The sequence below is a fragment of the Pantoea sp. JZ2 genome, assembly GCF_035191405.1.
In the GTDB taxonomy this organism is placed as follows: Bacteria; Pseudomonadota; Gammaproteobacteria; order Enterobacterales; family Enterobacteriaceae; genus Pantoea; species Pantoea stewartii.
Genome location: NZ_CP045247.1, coordinates 1,547,138 through 1,567,616, shown reverse-complemented (window position 1 = coordinate 1,567,616; position 20,479 = coordinate 1,547,138). Strand labels below are relative to the sequence as shown.

Annotated in this window: 21 protein-coding genes, 6 tRNA genes and 1 other RNA gene; 15 read left to right on the top strand and 13 right to left on the bottom strand. The window is 51.6% G+C overall.

Going from position 1 to position 20,479, the window contains the following annotated elements:
• Positions 1-101 precede the first annotated feature (101 nt).
• Positions 102-1,091: an L-glyceraldehyde 3-phosphate reductase gene (mgrA, locus tag GC087_RS07830; RefSeq protein ID WP_324030232.1), complete on the top strand. Its 990-nt coding sequence runs from the start codon at positions 102-104 to the stop codon at positions 1,089-1,091.
• 151 nt (positions 1,092-1,242) lie between these two features.
• Complete coding sequence (locus GC087_RS07825) at positions 1,243-1,593, top strand: DUF2502 domain-containing protein (RefSeq protein WP_033740783.1); 351 nt, start codon at positions 1,243-1,245, stop codon at positions 1,591-1,593.
• Between the two features lie 40 nt (positions 1,594-1,633).
• Here the strand turns inward: GC087_RS07825 and GC087_RS07820 are convergent, their stop codons facing one another.
• On the bottom strand, positions 1,634-2,323 hold the full coding sequence (locus GC087_RS07820; protein WP_324030230.1) for an O-methyltransferase: 690 nt from the start codon (positions 2,321-2,323) through the stop codon (positions 1,634-1,636).
• 87 nt (positions 2,324-2,410) lie between these two features.
• The gene (locus tag GC087_RS07815) at positions 2,411-3,652 is read right to left on the bottom strand and encodes an Nramp family divalent metal transporter (RefSeq protein ID WP_033740787.1); all 1,242 of its coding nucleotides are present in this window, start codon (positions 3,650-3,652) and stop codon (positions 2,411-2,413) included.
• 360 nt (positions 3,653-4,012) lie between these two features.
• Here GC087_RS07815 and GC087_RS07810 point away from each other — a divergent pair, with 360 nt between their 5' ends.
• The 3 genes from GC087_RS07810 to GC087_RS07800 all read left to right on the top strand — a co-directional run bounded on the left by GC087_RS07810 (position 4,013) and on the right by GC087_RS07800 (position 6,140).
• Positions 4,013-5,203: a NupC/NupG family nucleoside CNT transporter gene (locus tag GC087_RS07810; protein WP_006120376.1), complete on the top strand. Its 1,191-nt coding sequence runs from the start codon at positions 4,013-4,015 to the stop codon at positions 5,201-5,203.
• 175 nt (positions 5,204-5,378) lie between these two features.
• Positions 5,379-5,894: a nucleotidyltransferase domain-containing protein gene (locus GC087_RS07805; RefSeq protein WP_324030229.1), complete on the top strand. Its 516-nt coding sequence runs from the start codon at positions 5,379-5,381 to the stop codon at positions 5,892-5,894.
• Between the two features lie 42 nt (positions 5,895-5,936).
• Positions 5,937-6,140: a hypothetical protein gene (locus GC087_RS07800; RefSeq protein WP_324030228.1), complete on the top strand. Its 204-nt coding sequence runs from the start codon at positions 5,937-5,939 to the stop codon at positions 6,138-6,140.
• Between the two features lie 222 nt (positions 6,141-6,362).
• Here the strand turns inward: GC087_RS07800 and GC087_RS07795 are convergent, their stop codons facing one another.
• The 6 genes from GC087_RS07795 to GC087_RS07770 form a co-directional block, all read right to left on the bottom strand.
• Positions 6,363-6,482 (bottom strand): DUF1493 family protein, encoded by a 120-nt coding sequence (locus GC087_RS07795; protein ID WP_080577421.1) that lies wholly within the window; start codon positions 6,480-6,482, stop codon positions 6,363-6,365.
• A gap of 628 nt (positions 6,483-7,110) precedes the next feature.
• The gene (locus GC087_RS07790; protein WP_324030226.1) at positions 7,111-7,872 is read right to left on the bottom strand and encodes a hypothetical protein; all 762 of its coding nucleotides are present in this window, start codon (positions 7,870-7,872) and stop codon (positions 7,111-7,113) included.
• Positions 7,873-7,902: 30 nt separating this feature from the next.
• Positions 7,903-8,229: a DUF1493 family protein gene (locus tag GC087_RS07785; RefSeq protein WP_058707736.1), complete on the bottom strand. Its 327-nt coding sequence runs from the start codon at positions 8,227-8,229 to the stop codon at positions 7,903-7,905.
• Positions 8,223-8,675 (bottom strand): STM2901 family protein, encoded by a 453-nt coding sequence (locus GC087_RS07780; RefSeq protein ID WP_164482383.1) that lies wholly within the window; start codon positions 8,673-8,675, stop codon positions 8,223-8,225. The genes GC087_RS07785 and GC087_RS07780 overlap by 7 nt, the downstream gene beginning before the upstream one ends.
• Before the next feature lie 497 nt (positions 8,676-9,172).
• Positions 9,173-9,248: transfer RNA gene (locus GC087_RS07775), tRNA-Ala, on the bottom strand.
• Positions 9,249-9,293: 45 nt separating this feature from the next.
• Positions 9,294-9,369 (bottom strand) — tRNA-Ala (locus GC087_RS07770).
• 361 nt (positions 9,370-9,730) lie between these two features.
• On the opposite strand from GC087_RS07770, the gene GC087_RS07765 reads away from it, so the two are divergent.
• Together GC087_RS07765 and GC087_RS07760 are read left to right on the top strand one after the other, a co-directional pair.
• Positions 9,731-10,519 carry a formate/nitrite transporter family protein gene (locus GC087_RS07765; protein WP_006120379.1) on the top strand — a complete coding sequence of 263 codons (789 nt, stop codon included), beginning with the start codon at positions 9,731-9,733 and terminating at the stop codon, positions 10,517-10,519.
• A 111-nt stretch (positions 10,520-10,630) separates the two neighbouring features.
• The gene (locus GC087_RS07760; protein ID WP_033740792.1) at positions 10,631-10,984 is read left to right on the top strand and encodes a YfeC-like transcriptional regulator; all 354 of its coding nucleotides are present in this window, start codon (positions 10,631-10,633) and stop codon (positions 10,982-10,984) included.
• Positions 10,985-11,112: 128 nt separating this feature from the next.
• Here the strand turns inward: GC087_RS07760 and gltX are convergent, their stop codons facing one another.
• Positions 11,113-12,531, bottom strand: coding sequence for a glutamate--tRNA ligase (gene gltX / locus GC087_RS07755; protein ID WP_033740793.1), 1,419 nt, complete (start codon positions 12,529-12,531; stop codon positions 11,113-11,115).
• A gap of 269 nt (positions 12,532-12,800) precedes the next feature.
• Between gltX and GC087_RS07750 the strand changes: the two genes are divergently transcribed.
• From GC087_RS07750 to GC087_RS07725, 6 genes are all read left to right on the top strand, one after another.
• A tRNA-Val gene (locus GC087_RS07750) sits at positions 12,801-12,876 on the top strand.
• 47 nt (positions 12,877-12,923) lie between these two features.
• Positions 12,924-12,999 (top strand) — tRNA-Val (locus tag GC087_RS07745).
• A gap of 41 nt (positions 13,000-13,040) precedes the next feature.
• A tRNA-Val gene (locus tag GC087_RS07740) sits at positions 13,041-13,116 on the top strand.
• 4 nt (positions 13,117-13,120) lie between these two features.
• A tRNA-Lys gene (locus GC087_RS07735) sits at positions 13,121-13,196 on the top strand.
• Between the two features lie 31 nt (positions 13,197-13,227).
• Positions 13,228-13,360, top strand: a non-coding RNA gene (locus GC087_RS07730) — RtT sRNA.
• Positions 13,361-13,645: 285 nt separating this feature from the next.
• Positions 13,646-13,999, top strand: a complete 354-nt coding sequence (locus GC087_RS07725) for a FlxA-like family protein (RefSeq protein WP_006117791.1) — start codon at positions 13,646-13,648, stop codon at positions 13,997-13,999.
• Here GC087_RS07725 and GC087_RS07720 read toward each other — a convergent pair.
• The gene (locus GC087_RS07720; RefSeq protein WP_033740794.1) at positions 13,996-14,916 is read right to left on the bottom strand and encodes a LysR family transcriptional regulator; all 921 of its coding nucleotides are present in this window, start codon (positions 14,914-14,916) and stop codon (positions 13,996-13,998) included. The two genes, GC087_RS07725 and GC087_RS07720, sit on opposite strands and share 4 nt — an antisense overlap.
• 95 nt (positions 14,917-15,011) lie before the next feature.
• On the opposite strand from GC087_RS07720, the gene GC087_RS07715 reads away from it, so the two are divergent.
• The gene (locus GC087_RS07715; protein WP_006117793.1) at positions 15,012-16,019 is read left to right on the top strand and encodes a bile acid:sodium symporter family protein; all 1,008 of its coding nucleotides are present in this window, start codon (positions 15,012-15,014) and stop codon (positions 16,017-16,019) included.
• A 43-nt stretch (positions 16,020-16,062) separates the two neighbouring features.
• Here GC087_RS07715 and GC087_RS07710 read toward each other — a convergent pair whose 3' ends face one another.
• From GC087_RS07710 to zipA, 3 genes are all read right to left on the bottom strand, one after another.
• Positions 16,063-16,281, bottom strand: a complete 219-nt coding sequence (locus GC087_RS07710) for a DUF3820 family protein (protein WP_039339860.1) — start codon at positions 16,279-16,281, stop codon at positions 16,063-16,065.
• A gap of 1 nt (position 16,282) precedes the next feature.
• Positions 16,283-18,301, bottom strand: coding sequence for an NAD-dependent DNA ligase LigA (gene ligA / locus GC087_RS07705; protein ID WP_033740798.1), 2,019 nt, complete (start codon positions 18,299-18,301; stop codon positions 16,283-16,285).
• A 67-nt stretch (positions 18,302-18,368) separates the two neighbouring features.
• Complete coding sequence (gene zipA, locus GC087_RS07700; RefSeq protein WP_033740799.1) at positions 18,369-19,367, bottom strand: cell division protein ZipA; 999 nt, start codon at positions 19,365-19,367, stop codon at positions 18,369-18,371.
• 218 nt (positions 19,368-19,585) lie between these two features.
• Here zipA and cysZ point away from each other — a divergent pair, with 218 nt between their 5' ends.
• Complete coding sequence (gene cysZ / locus GC087_RS07695) at positions 19,586-20,353, top strand: sulfate transporter CysZ (RefSeq protein ID WP_324030224.1); 768 nt, start codon at positions 19,586-19,588, stop codon at positions 20,351-20,353.
• The last annotated feature ends 126 nt before the right edge of the window (positions 20,354-20,479 follow it).

The window sequence follows — 20,479 nt, the reverse complement described above, 5'->3', positions numbered from 1 at the left end:
TATTCGGCAGATATGCGATCTGACACGGATTAATCCTGAGTGTAACCGTATACACTCCCACTGTTTTGGCACATTTAATCGTTTTCACTCAGGACTTTTCTATGACAGCTTTTCCTCGCCCCGACAGGTATCAGCATATGCAATGGCGTCGAAGTGGACGCAGTGGACTGAAGCTTCCTGCGATTTCACTGGGCCTGTGGCATAACTTTGGTGACAGCACCCAATTAGCAACCAGCCGGCAGTTGCTGCGCCATGCGTTTGACTGCGGCATCACCCATTTTGACCTGGCGAATAACTACGGTCCGCCGCCCGGTTCCGCAGAAAGCAATTTTGGTCGCATTATACGCGACGATTTTCAGGCGCATCGCGACGAGCTGATTATTTCAACCAAGGCTGGTTATACCATGTGGGAAGGCCCTTACGGCGACTGGGGTTCGCGCAAGTATCTGGTCGCGAGTCTGAACCAGAGCCTGCGTCGAATGGGCCTGGATTACGTTGACATCTTTTACCATCACCGTCCCGATCCGGAAACGCCGCTGGAAGAAACCATGCGGGCGCTGGATCACGTTGTCCGTCAGGGCAAGGCGCTGTATGCCGCCATTTCCAACTATCCGGCAGAGCGGGCTGCTGAAGCGATGACGATTCTGCGCGATCTGGGGACACCCTGCCTGATTCATCAGCCCCGCTACTCCCTGTTTGAACGCACACCGGAACAGGGCTTATTGCAGACGCTGGATGAGCATGGCACAGGCTGTATCGCATTTTCGCCCCTCGCGGGTGGTGTGCTGACCGATCGCTATCTGCAGGGTATTCCCTCCGATTCCCGCGTCGCCAGCGGCAGTAAGTTCCTGAATGAAAATCAGCTGACGGAAGAGAAAATGGCCAGGGTGCGTAAGCTGAACGATCTGGCAGAACAGCGTGGGCAGAAACTGGCGCAAATGGCGTTAACGTGGGTGCTGCGCGATCCGCGCATTACCTCCGTGCTGATCGGGGCCAGTAAAACGGCACAAATTGACGACGCGGTGCAGATGCTGACCCAGTCACCGCTCTCGACAGACGAACTCGCCGCCATTGAGGCGATACTGGCCTGATACGGGTTGCCCGCGTACGCGGGCGGCTGTGCCAGAAAACTCTCAAAGCCCTGTTTTTCGCGTATTTTCAGACAACATGTGCAGGCTTCTTTGTGCAATACCGTCAGAATGACGTGACAGCAGTAATCATAAGCTGCTGCAGGAGAAGATAATGATACGTGGAGTATGCTTTGCTGCTTTCATAGCAGTGTTAACGCCGCTGGCGATGCACACAGCACAAGCCTCGGGAAATGAGATACGCCTGGCTCCAGGCGTCACGCTGCATCTGGGCGACCGGGACCGCCGGGGTTATTACTGGGATGGCGACCGCTGGCGTGAACCGCGCTGGTTTAACGATCGCTACGCTTATAAGGAAAGACGCTGGTGGCGGCATGATGCCTGGCGACGTCATCAGGAAGCGGAACGGGAACGTCGCTGGCACGCGCGTGAACGGCAACGCCAGTGGGAACATGAACGACGCCACTGGCGTCATGCGCACCCTGAGCCGCATCGCTACCGCTAACCGTCCTCTGCCGGCCTGCGTGCCGGCAGACAACCTGCGGTTACTCCTCGCGGCTTTTCACCCGGGCGAGCGCAAAGCCATCCCAGCCTTTTTCGCCCACGGTCTGAATCGCGGTCGCCTCCAGTCGGGGATCGCTGGCCAGCAGCCGCAGGCACTCACGTACGCCCTGCACGTTGCCGTCGGTAGAACCGGCATCAATCACGGCACCGCCGCGAACAATGTTATCGACGATAATGAGACTGCCGGGCCGGGAGAGCCGAATGGCCCAGCGAAGATAGCCGGGATTATTTTTTTTGTCCGCATCAATAAAAATGAGATCAAAGGGAGCCTGCAGATGCGGCAGGACATCCAGCGCCGCCCCCACATGCAGCGTAACCCGTTCGGACAGGCCAGCCTGATGAATATTTTCGCGGGCAACATCCGCATGGCGGGGATCGGCTTCTATCGTGGTGATGGTTCCCCCCTCGCCCAGCGCCTGCGCCATCCAGATCGTGCTGTAGCCGCCGAGTGTGCCGATTTCGAGCACACGTGAGGCATTCTGAATGCTGATTAACAGCGCCAGCATTTTGCCTTGCATCGCCGAAACATCATGAGCTGGCAGCCCGGCCAGACTGTTTGCCTGGAGGGCCGCGCTGAGGTGGTTATCGGGCGGCGCTAACAACTGTGAAAAATAATCGTCAACGGCGGCCCATTTCACATGGTCGTCTGAAGGGTAATCTGGCGTGCGCATGATGTCACTCCTGACTCGGGAAGAGAGTGACATTATAAACTGTGGCATTCAGCGCTTAAAGCCGTGCCCGATCGCTGCCGGGTAAGGCTACATGCCCATGGCCTGTCCGACGAGCAGGTAAATATTCAGGCTGACCACCAGCACCACAATGATTCGACCGGTGTTCTGCATCAGACGACTGTTTACCAGGGCTTCGCCCATCAGCTCACGATTCCCCGTAAAGACCAGCAAAGGGATCAGCGCCAGTGCAATACCAAAGCTCAGCAGGACCTGGCTCATCACCAGCACACGCGTGGGATCCCAGCCCGCCCAGATCACGATAAATGATGGCACCATGGTGACGGCACGACGGACCCAGAGAGGGATATGGAAATTGATAAAGCCCTGCATTACCACCTGGCCCGCCAGCGTACCCACCACGGTGGAGGATAACCCCGCCGCGACCAGGCTCAGGCCGAATACCGTCGCGGCAGCATGACCGAGCAAGGGCTGCAAGGTGGTGTAAGCCTGATCGAGTTCCGCAATACCGCTGTGGCCGCTAAAGTGAAAAGCCGCAGCGGCCGTGGCCATCATCGCCAGATTAACAAAACCGGCAATGGTCATCGCGATCGCCACATCCAGCTTAGTGGAAGAGTAACGTTGCGCCTGGCTGTCGCGGCTTTTTCCCTGCGTTAAGGCAGAATGCAGGTAGATGACGTGCGGCATAATGGTTGCACCCAGCACACCGGCCGCCAGGAAAACCGCATCGGCATTGGGCAGTGAAGGCAGCGCCATGCCTGTCACCAGTTCGCTGACTTTTGGCTGGGAAAAAAACAGTTCAACAATATAAGCGGCCGCAACAAACAGGAGTAATCCGCCGATCACCAGCTCCAGCGGCTTTTGCCCGCGGTTTTGCAGCATCAAAATCAGAACGGTGGCCACACCGGTAAGGACCGCGCCCTGCATCAGTGAGACGCCCAGCAGCAGTTTGAATCCCAGAGCCGCGCCAATAAACTCCGCCAGATCGGTCGCCATCGCGATGATCTCTGCCTGCACCCAGTAAAACCACACGGCCGGACGCGGGAACCGATCGCGAATGTGTTCCGCCAGATTCTTGCCCGTGGCAATACCGAGCTTTGCTGACATCAGCTGGATAAGCATGGCCATAATGTTGGCCCACACCACCACCCACAGCAACTGGTAGCCATACGCGGCACCGGCCTGAATATTAGTCGCGAAGTTGCCCGGATCGATATAGCCGATCGCGGCGATAAAGGCAGGCCCCAGTAAAGCGAGTTTGATTTTTCTGGCGCCACGCGCTGCGCGTTCTGCGGCACGGCTTTCTAGCATATCGGGTACCCTGTCTGAGTTAACCTGTGTAGCTTAAGGCGACACAGGTACGAGTGAAATTCGGTTTCGCTAATCGCTATGATAGATAATGCTATAAAGTATAGCCATTGCTATAAATCAGGGCTAAGAAAGCCCTACTTATACAACGTATTTTAGTCACTCTACGTGTTGTGCAAATTACAGACAATAGATTTAAGTGAAATCCATGTGAATATTTTGGTTACAGGACGTGATCGCTGAGAGTTTTCTGAGAAATTTGGCGATAGTGAATACTTATATTGTGGATGAGATCTCGTTTTTCGGTAAGCCGTTACATAGAATACGCAGCAAAATACAATCCTCCTCAAATTTGGAGCAAACATGTCCCATATTTTGCAGTTTCTTTTAGCACTAGTGGTAGTCAGTGTGCTGGCCTTGCTGGTCAGCCACGACAGAAAAAGTATTCGGGTTCGCTACATTATTCAGCTTCTGGTTATCGAAATCATTCTGGCCTGGTTCTTCCTGAACTCAGAAGCCGGTCTGGGATTCGTCAAAGGCTTCGCTGGTTTCTTCGACCATCTTCTGAAATATGCGGCTCAGGGCACCAACTTTGTCTTTGGCAACATGAACGATAAAGGTCTGGCCTTCTTCTTCCTGAACGTCCTGTGTCCGATTGTGTTCATTTCGGCGCTGATCGGGATTCTTCAGCACTTCCGCATCCTGCCGTGGGTGATTCGCGGCATCGGTACCGTGCTGTCTAAGATCAACGGCATGGGTAAACTGGAATCGTTTAACGCCGTAAGCTCTCTGATTTTGGGACAGTCTGAGAACTTTATTGCGTATAAAGACATTCTGGGCAAAATGTCACAGCGTCGTATGTACACGATGGCGGCGACCGCGATGTCCACCGTGTCCATGTCGATTGTAGGTGCCTACATGACCATGCTGCAGCCTAAGTATGTGGTTGCTGCGCTGGTGCTGAACATGTTCAGTACCTTTATCGTACTGTCGCTGATCAACCCTTACCGCGTCGATAACGAAGAAGACCTGCAGTTGCAGGATCTGCACCAGGGTCAGAGCTTCTTTGAAATGCTGGGCGAATATATCCTGGCCGGTTTCCGTGTAGCCATCATCGTCGCAGCAATGCTGATTGGTTTTATCGCCCTGATTTCTGGCCTGAATGCGCTGTTTGACTTCATTTTCGGTATCACGTTCCAGGGCGTGCTGGGTTACGTCTTCTATCCTTTTGCCTGGGTGATGGGCGTGCCATCAGGCGAAGCGCTGCAGGTTGGCAGCATCATGGCCACGAAACTGGTTTCCAATGAGTTTGTGGCGATGATGGATCTGCAGAAAATCGCCAGCCAGCTGTCGCCAAATGCCGAAGGTATTCTGTCGGTTTTCCTGGTGTCTTTTGCTAACTTCTCGTCTATCGGCATCGTCGCGGGCGCGATTAAAGGCCTGAATGAAGAGCAAGGCAACGTCGTTTCGCGCTTCGGCCTGAAACTGCTGTATGGCTCAACGCTGGTCAGCGTGCTGTCCGCAGCCATTGCAGGCCTGGTGCTGGCATTCTGATTCCGGGCTTACGCAACAGACAAGGCGAGCCAACTGGCTCGCCTTGTTGCTTTTAACCAGAGACGGTTTAACGCTTACGCTTTACCCTTCCTGAGTCACCCTGCTACTTTGCATTGACAGCAGCTTGCAGTCTGCCCCTTGCCACACAGTCCTCTCTCTTCTTAAAGGAGCGTTTATGGCGTTGGATGCCGAGGGTTACATCGCCGTTCCACCTGTGACCGCCTTTCAACCGGCGTTTCAGGCAATCGTTGACGATACTATTCATCAACTCCGTCTGACCGTCGGCGATGATCTTCACAGCCTGTGGCTCTATGGCAGCGTTGCGTTTGGCACAGCCGTCGAAGGGCAGTCTGATCTGGATGTCTGCCTTGTCTTTCGTCATCCGCTCGCGCCCGCTACGCGCGACAGCCTGGCGGCCGTAAAAGAGAGGCTTACGGCAAGGCATCCTGTCGTCAGTAACATTGACGTTGATAAAGGCACGCTAAGTGAGGTGATGGATCCGAACAACCTTAATACATGGGGATACTGGCTAAAGCATCACTGCCGCTGCCTTTACGGTGAAGATTTATCGGTGCGTTTTAACCGGTTCAGACCCTCGAAAGCGCTGGCGAGGGCACTAAATGGCGATTTCACAGAGGTTTTAGACGAGTATGTCGCGAAACTGTCCTGCGCCTTGCCCGGCCGCCAGTAGTGGCAACGCGCCGCCGCCAGAAAAGTCATTCGCTCAACGAATATGCTGCGCCAGGATAGCGACGCGGACTGGCCAGCAACGCTTGCCGAGCATGTATCGCGCTTTGTTCTGCGTTATCCCGACCAGGAAGCTGCCATCGCCTTCTTTCTCGCCGAAAGTTATCAGCCCGGCGCATCAGCCAGGGAATTTATCTCGCAGCTTGACGCGTTCAGGGGATGGCTGGTTCAGCAGTTGGAACAATCGTAACGAGAACGTACGAGGGAAATATGAAAAGCGCCCGATAAAACGAGAAGGCGACGCAGGCTCAACTCACCCGTCCGTATGAGCCAGGCGGTGTTTTAAAATGAATAGTTAATTTACAGGTGAAACTGACAGGTTAACCCCTACTAACAGGATCGTTTTATCGATTATTAGCAACGCCCTCCCTGACTGGCACCCTTTGAATTCTTATTTCGTTAAAAGGATAAATCATCTCCCCATTAGCCAACGCCCTGCCTTTACTGATTCAGCAAACATTTTTACCGTCAGAGAATTTTTGTCTTGCTTAACTGGTTCAGTCGTAAACCATTTTCTGAAAAACCATGACATTTTCCAGGGATAGTCATTATCAATATTCAGTGTTGAACACCGATTTGAAACTGGTCAGAATACTGATCTAGCGCTTCAACTAAATCATCAAATTCTGCGTATTCCTGTAACCTGTCATTGATTTGTAGTGGAACGATGATGCCTGTTCGGGAGATGTGACTACAGACCAAAGCGGATTATTTTCACAAACCGCCACTAACATTCTGTGGAAAGGTATGAATAAAGTCACTCACTTGGTATTTTAGGGCTGCTTTGACCCTGACCCAAAATCCTGTTCCATTCATAAACACAATTCCGGCATGATTAATACTCCCCCGAGCGGACATAGAGCAGCGGGGAGAAAATGTAGTTGCCCGAAACGGGGATGAGGTAATTGTGATTATTTTTTATGTGGTATGTCATTGAGGGGATATGAGGTACACCCGCCCACAGTAGGATGAAGATTAAATAATTGTAAGCCACTAATATTTTAGAATAAACCAACCATAATAAGGTATAATCTCTTACACATTACCCTGTGAGGGAGATTGATTTTCAATCAAATTTAAATAGCCTTCAATAGGATTAAAACACATATCATTAACTCATAAAAAATATCAATATTTTTTCAAAGCGCTGCTAATTACTATTATCCTCTTATCATACTATTGAATAAATCAATTAACGTTTTACTTTGGGTAATCTCTACTTTGAGGATTTTTTGGTGACTTCCCTTTTTGAGTTGGGATAAAAACTTAGTTGCTCTTATCTCGTAAAAGCCTTTCCCTATAAAAAAATTATAATAGATAATAAACCCCTCAACTATAAAATACCAAGTTATTCCTTTATGAGTTTCACTCATTTTCTGTACAAAGTTTGATAATATATCTTTGATAATTTCATCTGAGATATGAAATGTACTATCAACAATTCTAAAAACTGAAACCTTGATAAAATGGTCTAACCTTAAGCCGCTAAGCTTGTTAATCCTTAGCTTCTTCTCCGCAATGCAATGTCTAAATAAATCATCTAAGCTCTCTGTGCCCTGCACAGTATCATAATAAGCGTCCTTTGCAATTGAAGCCCTCCAAAGGATACTGAGTAGATAGAGGTAAAATCTTTCATACTGAAAAGATCCTATGATGATGTGGTCTGCATTTTTCCTGAAATTTTTGTGATCTCTTAATACTCTAATTCCGTACTGCTCGTAATTAATAGACAAAAATTGCTCACAATTCCTGCATAGCATAGGCTCTTTAGGATCAAAATTGCCTACTAAGGATTTTATCCCATCTTCAAAAAGAACAATTTTACCATTTTCTTTTTTAAGCCGCTTAAAATAGCTTCTGGGGATAACGTGCGATTGCTGTAAATCACTTTCCGCTAAACATAATTTGCACATCCCTCTCATTATTTGTTCCTGTCAAATATTATAAAGCAACTATTCATAGATCCAACGACCTGCCTTTGCAGATTCAGCGAACATGCTTACTGTCAGAGGCTTCTTATTTTGTTTTACTGGCTCTTTTTTAAACCATTCATGGAAGAACCAAGGGGTTTTCCAGGGGTAATAATTGTCAATATTCAACTTTGAAACATCGATATTGAATTGGTCAGAATACTTATTAATAGCTTCAACCAGATCATCAAATTCTGCGTATTCCTGTAACGTATCATTGATTTCAAGTGGAACGATTTTGAAGCTGAACGTTCTGACCTGCGGTAAATTTTGGCGAAAAAAATCCAAGACTTGCTCGTCAGTTACCATAACTTATCATTACCTCGTGCTATGCGGTTGTAGTTAGTCGTGGCATTGAAAGCAATTTTTGATATGTCTGAAGCGACAATAACCCAGCCCAATATCGGCACAGTCCGTCCGACAAAAGCGCCAAGATTGGTAACGAATGAAAACCTCAATCTTTTTATGCTGGAATTAGTGAGTGTGGGAAGTCTGAAAGGAAGTTCAACATTGAGATAGCGTCTTGCTGTCTCTGAGATTAGGGAAGTGCCTTTAGTCGTCATTGTACCGCCAATTTTGCCACGTGTTGGACGATTTGGTTGTCCAACGATGATGAAAGTAGCAGCAGCAATATCTGATACCCCAAGTTGCTCATCTACAGCATCAAGAAATACCCAGAAAAACAACTCGCCTGCTGAAAGGTTAGATACACCTTTATAGAAGTACGTCCCGTTTAACTCTTCTGTTGTATCCATGCTAGCAGTCTCACAGATAAGATTGTTTTATCATATGAGTCAGTTTTGAAGGTGTCTATATAAAAAAACCATAGGAGCCAATAAGCCCCGTTGGTAATACTACCAACAAGCGGAGCGTAGCGACTTCATCCATAATTGTCCAGAATGACCACACCTTATCAGGATAACCGTGTACCCTTGCGGGAGCGTGGCTGAGACGCTGGCAGAGCCGGATCTGTAGCTACCGGAGCATTACCACCATAAACCTGTTTAGTGGCCGTGTATGGCCGCCCATCCGGCTTAAATGCGTGTGATCAGACTGTTTTGTAAGAAGTGTTTTGAGACGGAGGCGCGTCATTAGCTTTCGAGTTTTGAACTGCTACCTGTTCGAGCTAGTAACTACAGGCCACAGGGATGTTATTCTCACAAATCGCCACTAACAACACTGTGGCAGTATATGAGTAAAGTCACTCACTCGAAATCTTTTAACTTATTGATTTTGAATAGAAAAAGATGATTGGTGGAGATAAGCGGGATCGAACCGCTGACCTCTTGCATGCCATGCAAGCGCTCTCCCAGCTGAGCTATACCCCCACATCTGGAAATCGTTTTTTCAGTGCCAAACTTTTGGGAGAAGTTTGGTGGAGCTAAGCGGGATCGAACCGCTGACCTCTTGCATGCCATGCAAGCGCTCTCCCAGCTGAGCTATAGCCCCGAACCGAAAAAACCGTCGTGTTACGCGACGGACGGCATAATATGAAACCCCCCAGGGAGTGTCAACGGCAAAATCACATTCTGTGTTTGATCGCTGAAAAAGACGGCAAACTTAACGCGATGACGTCCGTTTGCGCAGAAAAAGAGCTTGTTAATATGATGTAAGGTGTCTGGTCGGGGTTAAACCTTTTTGATCGGCGTTAAGTTAATGCATCGTTAAATATGTTATAGGAATTATCTTGTCTTCCCTGTAATGTCGTGTAAAACTTAGCCCGCTATTTAATACGGCTGCATGGTTTTCTCCAGCGCACCGTTCTTCAACCAGGCGTTTTCGCTCCACCACTAAAATCAATAGAGAATATATGTCGCTGCATACACCTAAAGAGATCGCCCAACTGGCGATTCAGGCAGGGGTGGCCAAAAGCCATGCCTCCATTAGCTCCCTTATCATTCTTGGTTTCATGGCCGGTGCCTTTATTGCTACAGGGTTCCTGCTGGATGTTCACGTCATTAACTCTTTACCCGCAGACTGGGGGTCATTTGGTGGCTTTTTAGGGGCTGCCGTGTTCCCGGTGGGATTGATCCTGACCATTCTGGCCGGGGGCGAGCTGCTAACGGGTAACATGATGACGCTGCCCATTGCCTGGTTTGCCCGCCGTGTTAGCGGTTACAGCGTATTACGTAACTGGTTCTGGGTAACGATTGCGAACTTCCTCGGCAGCATCGCGATTGCCTGGTTCTTTGGTCACATGCTGGCCATGACCGAAGGTGATTACCTGAAAAAAACGCTGGCGATTGCGAATGCGAAGGTGCATGCCGATTTCCTGCATGCCTTTATCTCCGGCATTGGCTGTAACTGGCTGGTGTGCCTGGCCGTCTGGCTGGCATTCGCCAGTAAAGATGTCGTCGGTAAAATTTTTGGCATGTGGTTCCCGGTGATGGCGTTCGTGGCGATTGGTTTCCAGCACGTTGTCGCCAACATGTTCATTATTCCTGCGGCGATTTTCGCCGGTCAGATGACCTGGGCTGAATACTTCCCGAATTTTGTGGCGGTATTTTTAGGTAATGCTGTAGGCGGTGCCGTCTTCGTGGGTCTGGCTTACTTCCTGGCGTTCCGCCCCGCTGCCGAACAGGCACACACTGCGCAATAATTCCTCATTGCCTTTTGTTGAGAGACAAAAGGCAATTTCGTTTTCCGTTACTTTCACCCGTTACGATTTCCTGTAATATGTATAGCTAATGTATTGAACAGGGACAGCATCGTGAAAAAGGAATGGCTTACTCCGGAAGAACTGGCAATCGAAACGGGCTACAGTCGGCAGACGGTGAACAAATGGATCAAACGCGAGAACTGGACGACGACGCCAAAACCCGGCGTTCAGGGCGGAAAAGCGAGACTGATCCACATTGATGAGCGCGTAAAAAGCTTTATTCAGTCCACACGTAATCTTAATGAACCTACAGGCAATTATACTCCTCCACCTAATTCATTACCTGCGTTATTAATAAGTTCTGTCCAGCAAATGAGCCAGAATGAACAGGATCAACTTATGGCCCTGATTTTGCGGGAAGGGATAAAAGGTGTGCTTGAGCGTCTGGGCATTCGTGAAGAATAAGAAAACCGGAAGCGCGAGGCTTCCGGTTTTTTTGCGCCGCTGACAATCACGTCCCGCGGCTCAGACTTTAGTCGGGTGTTGTCAGTAAGTGTCCTGATAACATCACCGCCAGCCGTCAAAAAGAAAGATTATTCGCTCTGCGCTTCGCGCTCAGCAATAAAGGCCAGCGCTTTCTCAATACGCTCAACGCTACGGCTGCGGCCAATCGCTTCGACCGTCACATCCAGTCCCGGTGACTGCCCTGCTCCGGTAACGGCTACACGCAATGGCATACCGACTTTACCCATACCGACGCCTAACTCATCGGCAGCCTGCTGGATAGCGGCATGCACCGTTTCGGCATTCCAGTCAGTTAATGCAGCCAGTTTATCGCGAACCACTTCCAGTGGCTGGCGGGCGACCGGACGTAAATGCTTTTTCGCGGCATCCGCATCGAACTCTGTGAAGTCCTGGTAGAAATAGTGACAGGATGCCGCCATCTCTTTCAGCGTTTTGCAACGTTCCCCCAACAGCGTAACCAGTTTCGCCAGCTCCGGGCCGGTACGCGTATCAATGTTTTGCTGCTCGATGTGCCATTGCAGATGCGTGGCAACGTACTCCGGTGGCAGCGCATTAATATAATGATGATTTAACCACTGCAGTTTTTCCGTATTAAAGGCGCTGGCGGATTTGCTTACCGCGTCCAGGCTAAACAGCTCTGTCATTTCTTTAACGGAGAACACTTCCTGATCGCCATGGGACCAGCCCAGACGCACCAGATAGTTGAGCAGCGCTTCCGGCAGGTAACCATCATCACGGTACTGCATAACACCGACTGCACCATGGCGCTTAGACAGTTTTTTACCGTCATCGCCCAGGATCATGGAAACATGCGCATAAACCGGTACCTGAGCCCCGATGGCTTTCAGAATGTTGATCTGACGTGGTGTGTTATTGATATGGTCTTCACCGCGCACAACATGCGTAATGCCCATATCCCAGTCATCAACCACGACACAGAAGTTGTAGGTTGGCGAGCCGTCGGTACGGCGAATAATCAGATCGTCCAGTTCCTGATTACTGAATTCAATCGGGCCACGAATCTGGTCATCAAAAATGACCGAGCCTTCCTGCGGGTTACGGAAGCGCACCACATGAGGTTCGTCTGCGGCATGGTGCTCGTGGCTGTCGCGGCAACGGCCGTCGTAACGCGGTTTTTCACCGTTCGCCATTTGGGTTTCACGCAGCGTTTCGAGACGCTCTTTAGAGCAGTAGCATTTATAAGCCGTGCCTGCTTCCAGCATTTCATCAATGACGGCGTTGTAGCGATCAAAGCGTTTGGTCTGATAATACGGGCCTTCATCCCAGTCCAGACTCAGCCAGTTCATACCGTCCATAATGGCTTCAATGGCTTCCGGTGTTGAACGCTCCAGATCGGTATCTTCGATGCGCAGCACAAACTCGCCCTGATGATGACGAGCAAAGAGCCATGAATAGAGTGCGGTACGAGCACCGCCTACATGTAAAAAGCCAGTAGGGCTTGGCGCGAAGCGAGTTTTGATTTTCATTCAGTATTGCCTTAAATGCGCGGGTTCTTGTCTGGATGACAAAAAACAGGTTAGACGCGAAAACAGTGCGCACATTCTAGCACCTGATGATGAATCCTCAATGCATGCAACGTAGCAGAGCGGCAGCAAAGCCCGCATTTCTGCTAAGAAAACCAGCATATTGGATAAAATCCCTGCGAGATGTTTAAAATTAAACCGAACGCACAATTAAGTTTTAAAAAGCGTTGACTCAAAATCAACTATCCCTATAATGCGACTCCACACAGCGGGGGTGATTAGCTCAGTTGGTAGAGCATCTCCCTTACAAGGAGGGGGTCGGCGGTTCGAACCCGTCATCACCCACCACTCTTAAGAAGGTTTAAGATGGCCCGCAGTGACAAGAGATAAGATATGGGTGATTAGCTCAGTTGGTAGAGCATCTCCCTTACAAGGAGGGGGTCGGCGGTTCGAACCCGTCATCACCCACCATATCTTAGTCAGATGACACTCTTGTGAAGCAGTACCGAAGTGGGTGATTAGCTCAGTTGGTAGAGCATCTCCCTTACAAGGAGGGGGTCGGCGGTTCGAACCCGTCATCACCCACCACTTCGGGTCGTTAGCTCAGTTGGTAGAGCAGTTGACTTTTAATCAATTGGTCGCAGGTTCGAATCCTGCACGACCCACCAATGTAGAAAGGCGCCCTAAAGGCGCCTTTTTGCTATGCGCAAAAAGTGCAGGATGAGAAACTGCTGCAGGTTCGACTGAATCACACAGCGATTCAGGCTGATACGCCAGCATCACCCGAAGGGCGAGGCCCGCCGGGCCGAAGGCTATCCTGCACGACCCACCAAATTCAGGAAAAAGCGCCTGAAGGCGCTTTTTTCGCTTCTGCGCTCCGCTGCCTGACGTGCGGAATGAGAGTCTGCCGCAGGTTCAGTTACCCGCCCTGCTTTTTCCCACTGCCGAAATAATGAAACCAACAGCCGTATCCGCCACCGTTACCCGTCTACTCAACTGAATGGTAAGGACTAACGTTAATCTGTAAAAATCTTTTCGTAAATTTAACATTTTGAGGCATTAAGCTTTTGCCGCGCACATCCGATAACCTAAAACGTCTAATTGCAAGGAGATCATCATGACAACTATTTCAACCAGCACACCGAGCATCGGCAGTGGCTCAACGTCAGATACGACAAGCGCCTCATCAGACACGGCAGCACAAATTGCCAGTCTGAATAAGCAGATTTCGCGCCTGAACGACCAGTTAAAAAGTCTGGGCGATGATAAAACACTGACCACCGAAGAAAAGAAGAAGCAGCAGGATACAATCAAAGCGCAGATTCAGGTTTTAGAAGCGCAAATCCAGCAGCTGCAACGCAAAGAGCAACAAAAAGCCGAAGCGAAACAGGCGGAAAAAGAAGGTAAAACCGTGTCAGCCGACGGCGTCAATCGCCCTACCCAAAATAATCAGCTCGACGTCTATATTTAAAACGCAGGACTGGAAGCACGTTGTTGCGTCAGCAGAGCTCCCTGCTGACGCACCTCCTGCCATATGGCCTCGCCCGCAGGCGTTAACGAGCGATTCTTGCGCTTAATTAATGTCAGGCTGCGATTGATCTCAGGATAGAGACGTCTTACCGTTAACGCGCGCCCCGCAGGAAGCGGTAACGCCAGCGCGGGTAAAATGCTGATCCCGATACCTGCATCCACCATAGGAAACAGCGTGGCCGGATGACCGATTTCCTGAACCACATTGATACTGATGTTCTGCTGACGTAACGCCGCGTCAATTAATATCCGGCTGCCCGACGCATAATCCTGAAGCACCATCGTACGTCCCTCCAACATCGGCCACCTTGCCTGCCCGACCTCAGCAAGCGGATCATCCTCCCGGCACAGCAGTAAAAAGGGTTCATCCAGTATGGCGCAACAGTCGAATTCACTGTCATTCAGCGGGCCAATCACAATGCCAAAATCGACTTCGGCGTGACGTACGCTCTGAAGCACGGCCTGCTGCACCCGATCGTGCAGGATGATCTTTATTTCCGGGTAGCTCTGCTGGCTGGCGGCAAGGCATTGCGGCATCAGGTGGGCTGAGATCGTCTGACTCGCCGCGATGCGTACCGTACCACTGCGTTGTTCGCCATAGCTACGAATATCCAGCAGCGTGGTGTTTATCTCTTCCAGCAACCTTTCCATACGTGAAGCCAGCTGCTGCCCGGCTTCGGTCAGCACCACCTCGCGCGTCGTGCGGTCCAGCAAGCGGACGCCCGTTTCCGCTTCCAGCTCTTTAATGCTGTGGCTGACCGCAGACTGACTCAGCCCAATCGCCTGCCCTGCCTGGCTAAAGCCACCATAATGCGCAACGGCCACAAAGGTGCGTAACTGACGTAGGGAGTAATTCATTAATTTCTCGCATAGATTCATTTAATAAATCAATTTTATTTCTAAACCCTCATCGCGCACAATCACTCCAGACTTAATTTAACCGGATTTTAACGATGGGATTTCTCCGTATTGACCCGATGATGATCAAGCTGATCATCACTGTACTTCTGGCCTCTTTCATTCCGGCGAGAGGCGGCTTCGTGGACTTTTTCACGTACCTGACCACCGCCGCCATCGCCCTGCTGTTCTTCATGCACGGTGCCAAACTGTCACGCGAAAAAATCATCGCAGGCAGCAGCCACTGGCGGCTTCACCTTTGGATCATGTGCAGTACGTTTGTTATGTTCCCGGCGCTGGGGCTGCTGATTGTCTGGTGGCATCCGGTTAACGTCGGCGCAGAAATTTATACCGGCTTCCTTTACCTTTGCATTTTGCCTGCCACCGTCCAGTCGGCCATCGCCTTCACCTCAATGGCCGGCGGCAATGTGGCTGCGGCTGTGTGTAGCGCATCGGCATCCAGCCTGTTAGGTGTTTTCGTCTCCCCGCTGCTGGTTAATCTGGTGATGGACGTCAACAGTAACGGACCAGGCGATGGCCTTGAGCAGGTGGGTAAAATCATGCTGCAACTGTTAGTGCCGTTTGTTTTAGGTCATCTGTCACGCCGCTGGATTAGCGGTTGGGTGGAAAGGAACCGTAGCCTGATTGGCATCACCGATCAGACGTCCATTCTGTTGGTGGTTTATTCCGCGTTCAGCGAAGCGGTGGTGAACGGCATCTGGAAACGCGTCGGGATTGATACGCTGCTGTGGATTCTGGCGGGCTGCATCCTGCTCCTGACGCTGGTGCTGATTATTAACTATCTAGCTGCGCGCCTGTTTGGCTTCAGTCGTCCCGATGAAATCGTGGTGTTGTTCTGTGGCTCGAAAAAGAGCCTGGCGAACGGCGTGCCGATGGCCAATATCCTGTTCCCCGCCAGCGCGGTGGGTATCATCGTCCTGCCACTGATGATTTTTCACCAGGTTCAGTTGATGGTGTGCTCGTTTATTGCCGGACGTTACAAGCGAACCAATGCGTTACAGGCGGAGAAAAGCAAAGCGGCTGTCGTGGAATCGCAGAAATAACGGAAACACGTTCAGACACGCGGCCTCATGCGAGGCCGCGAACTCAGTCACCACGCTTTAAAGGTTTAACTAACCCTTCCAGCCCTTCAATTTTTATCGCCAGGGTAAGCTGCATCAGCTCCCCCAAACGACCAGCCGGAAACTCGCCGCTACGGGCGAACCACAGCAGATAGGGCTCTGGCAAATCAATCAGCATCCGGCCTTTATATTTGCCAAACGGCATGGCCGTATTCGCAATCTCGATCAGCGCCTGCTTATCCATCTCAGGTACCGAGTCGCCGGATCATTTCGGCTTCATCAATGATCTCGATGCCCAGCTCCTGCGCTTTTGCCAGCTTCGAACCCGCAGCTTCTCCTGCGATCAGCAAATCGGTTTTCTTCGATACGCTGCCGCTGACTTTGGCACCGAGTTCGATGAGTCGCGCTTTGGCATCGTCCCGGTTCATCTGCGAGAGTGAGCCCGTTAACACTACGGTCTTGCCTGCAAACGGACTGTCGATCTCGCCGGGGTTCACCGCCACCACCTGGGGCCAGTGGATACCAATATCTTCAACCAGCTGCCGGATCACCTCGCGGTTGCTCTCTTCTTCCATGAAGTGACGTACGTGCTTCGCGACGACCGTGCCCACATCCTGAACCGCAATCAGCGCGTCCAGATCGGCATCCATGACCTTTTGCAGATCGCCAAAATGACTGGCCAGGTTTGCCGCCGTGGCTTCGCCGACTTCGCGAATACCCAGCGCATACAGGAAACGCGCCAGCGTAGTGGATTTGGCTTTTTCCAGCGCGTCGACCACATTCTGCGCCGACTTCGCGCCCATACGATCTAACCCGGTCAGGGTTTCACGGCTGAGCCGGAACAGATCGGCCGGGGTTTTGACGTACTCTTTCTCGACCAGTTGATCGATAATCTTGTCACCCATGCCGTCAACGTCCATGGCGCGCCGCGACACAAAATGCTTCAGCGCTTCTTTGCGCTGTGCGCCACAGATTAAGCCACCGGTACACCGCGTGACCGCCTCGCCCTCAACGCGTTCAACATCGGAACCGCATACCGGGCACTGAGAGGGAAACACGATCTCACGGGCATTGTCAGGCCGTTCGGTGGTTACAACGTTGACCACCTGAGGAATCACATCGCCGGCACGACGAATCACGACTTTGTCGCCAATGCGCAGGCCAAGGCGTTCAATTTCATCGGCATTATGCAATGTGGCATTGCTGACCATCACGCCTGCCACCTGAACGGGTTCCAGCCGCGCAACAGGTGTAATAGCGCCCGTCCGCCCCACCTGGAACTCGACGTCACGCACAATCGTCATCTGCTCCTGCGCAGGAAACTTGAACGCCACGGCCCAGCGCGGCGCGCGCGCGACAAAGCCCAGCTTTTCCTGCAATTCCTGCGAATCGACTTTAATCACCACGCCGTCGATATCAAAACCCAGCGTGGCCCGCTCTGATTCAACCTCGTGATAAAACGCCAGCGCTTCATCGGCGTTCTGCACCAGACGAATACGGTCACTGACCGGCAGGCCCCAGGCTTTGAACTGTTGCAGTCGCGCCATGTGGCTGCGGGGCATCTCGCCCCCTTCCAGCAGGCCCAGTCCATAGCAGAAGAACGTTAGCGGTCGTTTCGCGGTGATACGGGGATCCAGCTGGCGCAACGAGCCCGCTGCCGCATTGCGTGGATTGGCAAAGACTTTGCCCTCTGTACGGCGCGCCTCGGCATTGAGTTTTTCAAAGCCGCTTTGCGTCATAAACACTTCTCCACGCACTTCTACTCTGGCGGGAATATTGTCCCCTTTGAGGCGCAGCGGAATGGCACGAATCGTCCGCACATTCGTCGTGATATTTTCGCCTGTTGTGCCATCGCCGCGCGTCGCCGCGCGCGTTAATAAGCCATCTTCATACAACAGGCTGACCGCCAGGCCATCCAGTTTGAGTTCACAGCAATAGGTGAGATCGTCGGTGCTTTTCAGACGATCCTGGACGCGCTTATTGAAGGCCCTGAAACTGGCTTCATCGAACGCGTTATCCAGTGACAGCATCGGCACTTCATGGCGTACCTGCTCAAATACCATCAACGGGGCGGCCCCTACGCGCTGCGTGGGAGAATCAGGCGTGATCAGATCAGGATGCTGTGCTTCCAGATCCCGCAGTTCCCGCATGAGGCGATCGTATTCCGCATCCGGCACTTCCGGCGCGTCCATAACGTGATACAGATATTCGTGATGGCGCAACGTGGTGCGCAGTTCAGTGATGTGTTCCTGGACGGATTTCATATAACCCCATCAGATAAAAAACCCCCGACAGGCGGGGGTTCATCATAATAATTTGAAAAAATGTGGATTACTCGCGGGATTCGACCACATCGCGGATACGCGCTTTGTAAGTTTCCAGCTTTTGCGGCGTCATCATCCGGCGTTCGTCATCCAGTACCACACCGCCCACATCGTCCGCGATACGCTGCGCGGACTGTAGCATCAGCTTAAAGTTCTGATTCGCATCGCCATACGACGGCACCATCATGAAAATGGAGACGCCGGGCGTGGTGAAGTCGGTCATTTCGTCAGGATTGAAGGAACCGGGTTTCACCATGTTAGCCAGACTAAACAGCACAGGACCGCTGCCTGCCGGGCTGAGATGACGATGGAAAATGTTCATTTCACCAAACTGAAAACCGGCCTGCAAAATGCCCTGTAGCAAGGCTTCACCATTCAGCTGACCGCCTGAGTGCGCCGCGACATGCAGCACAAGCACCGCTTCTTTGGGCTTACTGCTGGTCTGCGGACGAGGTTCAGGTTGTTTCGGCTGCGGCGGCGGACTGACCACCTCAGGCTCTGGCTCATAGTCAGGCTCAGGTTCGGCCTGATAAACAGGATTGGGCTGAACGCTGTCCAGCGGATCGCTATCCAGCAACGGATCGGCCTGAACCGGCGGTGCGGTGAAGGCTGGTGGCTGGCGAGTCGGTGCAGGCCGTTGTGGCGCACGTTCCGGTTGCGGTGCCGGGTCAAAAAGAGGATCGCTTTCAGGCTGCGGCGCAGAAGGCTGACGCGGGCGCTCCTTAACAGGCTCACGCCGCACTTCAGGCTGTGGCTCGCGGATGTCGTCAAAATGAGGCTCCTGGTGCCCGCGCGTATTACGCACACGCACTTCACCGACGCCGTCATCAACGTCGTCGGTCAGCGTCTCATCATCATGTTCATCACGTTGTTTCAAACGTTTGTGCGGGCGATCGCGGAAGACTGAAGAGCGTTCTTTACGGCTGGTCCACAGTCCGTGAATAAGAAGCGCTATAATGGCGATCGCGCCAACAACGATTAATATCAGACGCAAATCCTGCATCATTGTATTCTCTGTTGTTCCAATACCTTGCCACCGCGGCAAACTTTACTCTCTAACTGTATTTGCCCTGCCAGATAAGTGCAAGTCTGTGCAGTATTTTCTCACAAATAAGATAGCTCACCGCCACTTTTTCGCTGTTTTTTTACCCAAACGGCACCTGGCCAGCAGAAAAAGCCAGGTTATAGTAGGCGCGCCTTAACATCTTCAGGAGAACTGGCTCGATGGCTGTGAATAATTCCGTTTCCTCTTTTAATGGCGTGCACTATTTTAGCCAGGGCTGGAAGCTAATCAGGTTACCGGGCATACGGCGCTTCGTCATCATCCCCTTGCTGGTCAACATCCTGCTGCTAGGCGGCGCCTTTGTCTGGTTATTTTTCCGTCTTGACGAGTGGATCCCCAAACTGATGTCGCATGTGCCGGACTGGCTGCAATGGCTCAGCTATGTGCTGTGGCCGCTGTCGGTGATTTCGGTGGTGCTGGTGTTTAGCTATTTCTTTTCAACGATAGCCAACCTGATTGCCGCGCCGTTTTGCGGCCTGCTGGCGGAACAACTTGAGGGGCGGCTGACGGGTAAACCACTGCCTGACAGCGGCTGGCTGGGCATGGTTAAAGACGTGCCGCGCATCATGAAACGCGAATTACAAAAGCTGGGCTACTACCTGCCCCGCGCACTGGGCCTGTTATTACTTTATTTAGTTCCGGGTTTTGGGCAGACGGTGGCACCCATGCTGTGGTTTATGTTCAGCGCCTGGATGTTGTCTGTTCAGTATTGCGACTATCCTTTCGATAACCATAAAGTCAGTTTTCAGCAGATGCGTCATGCCTTACGCCAGCACAAGACAGCCAATATGCAGTTTGGCGCGCTGGTGAGCCTCTTTACAATGATTCCCGTGGTGAACCTGGCCATTATGCCGGTCGCCGTGTGCGGGGCCACCGCGATGTGGGTTGATCGCTACCGGGCGAACCTGGCTCGTGAAAGCCTGCGCTGAACATATCAACTATCCTTATGCAATTTTCGGCAGGTCTTATCGCCATGAGACATATAGATATATGATTTCTTTCCTTCCGCCACGGGGCAGAACAGGTATGCTCAGAGGGTTCCCAATAATTCATAC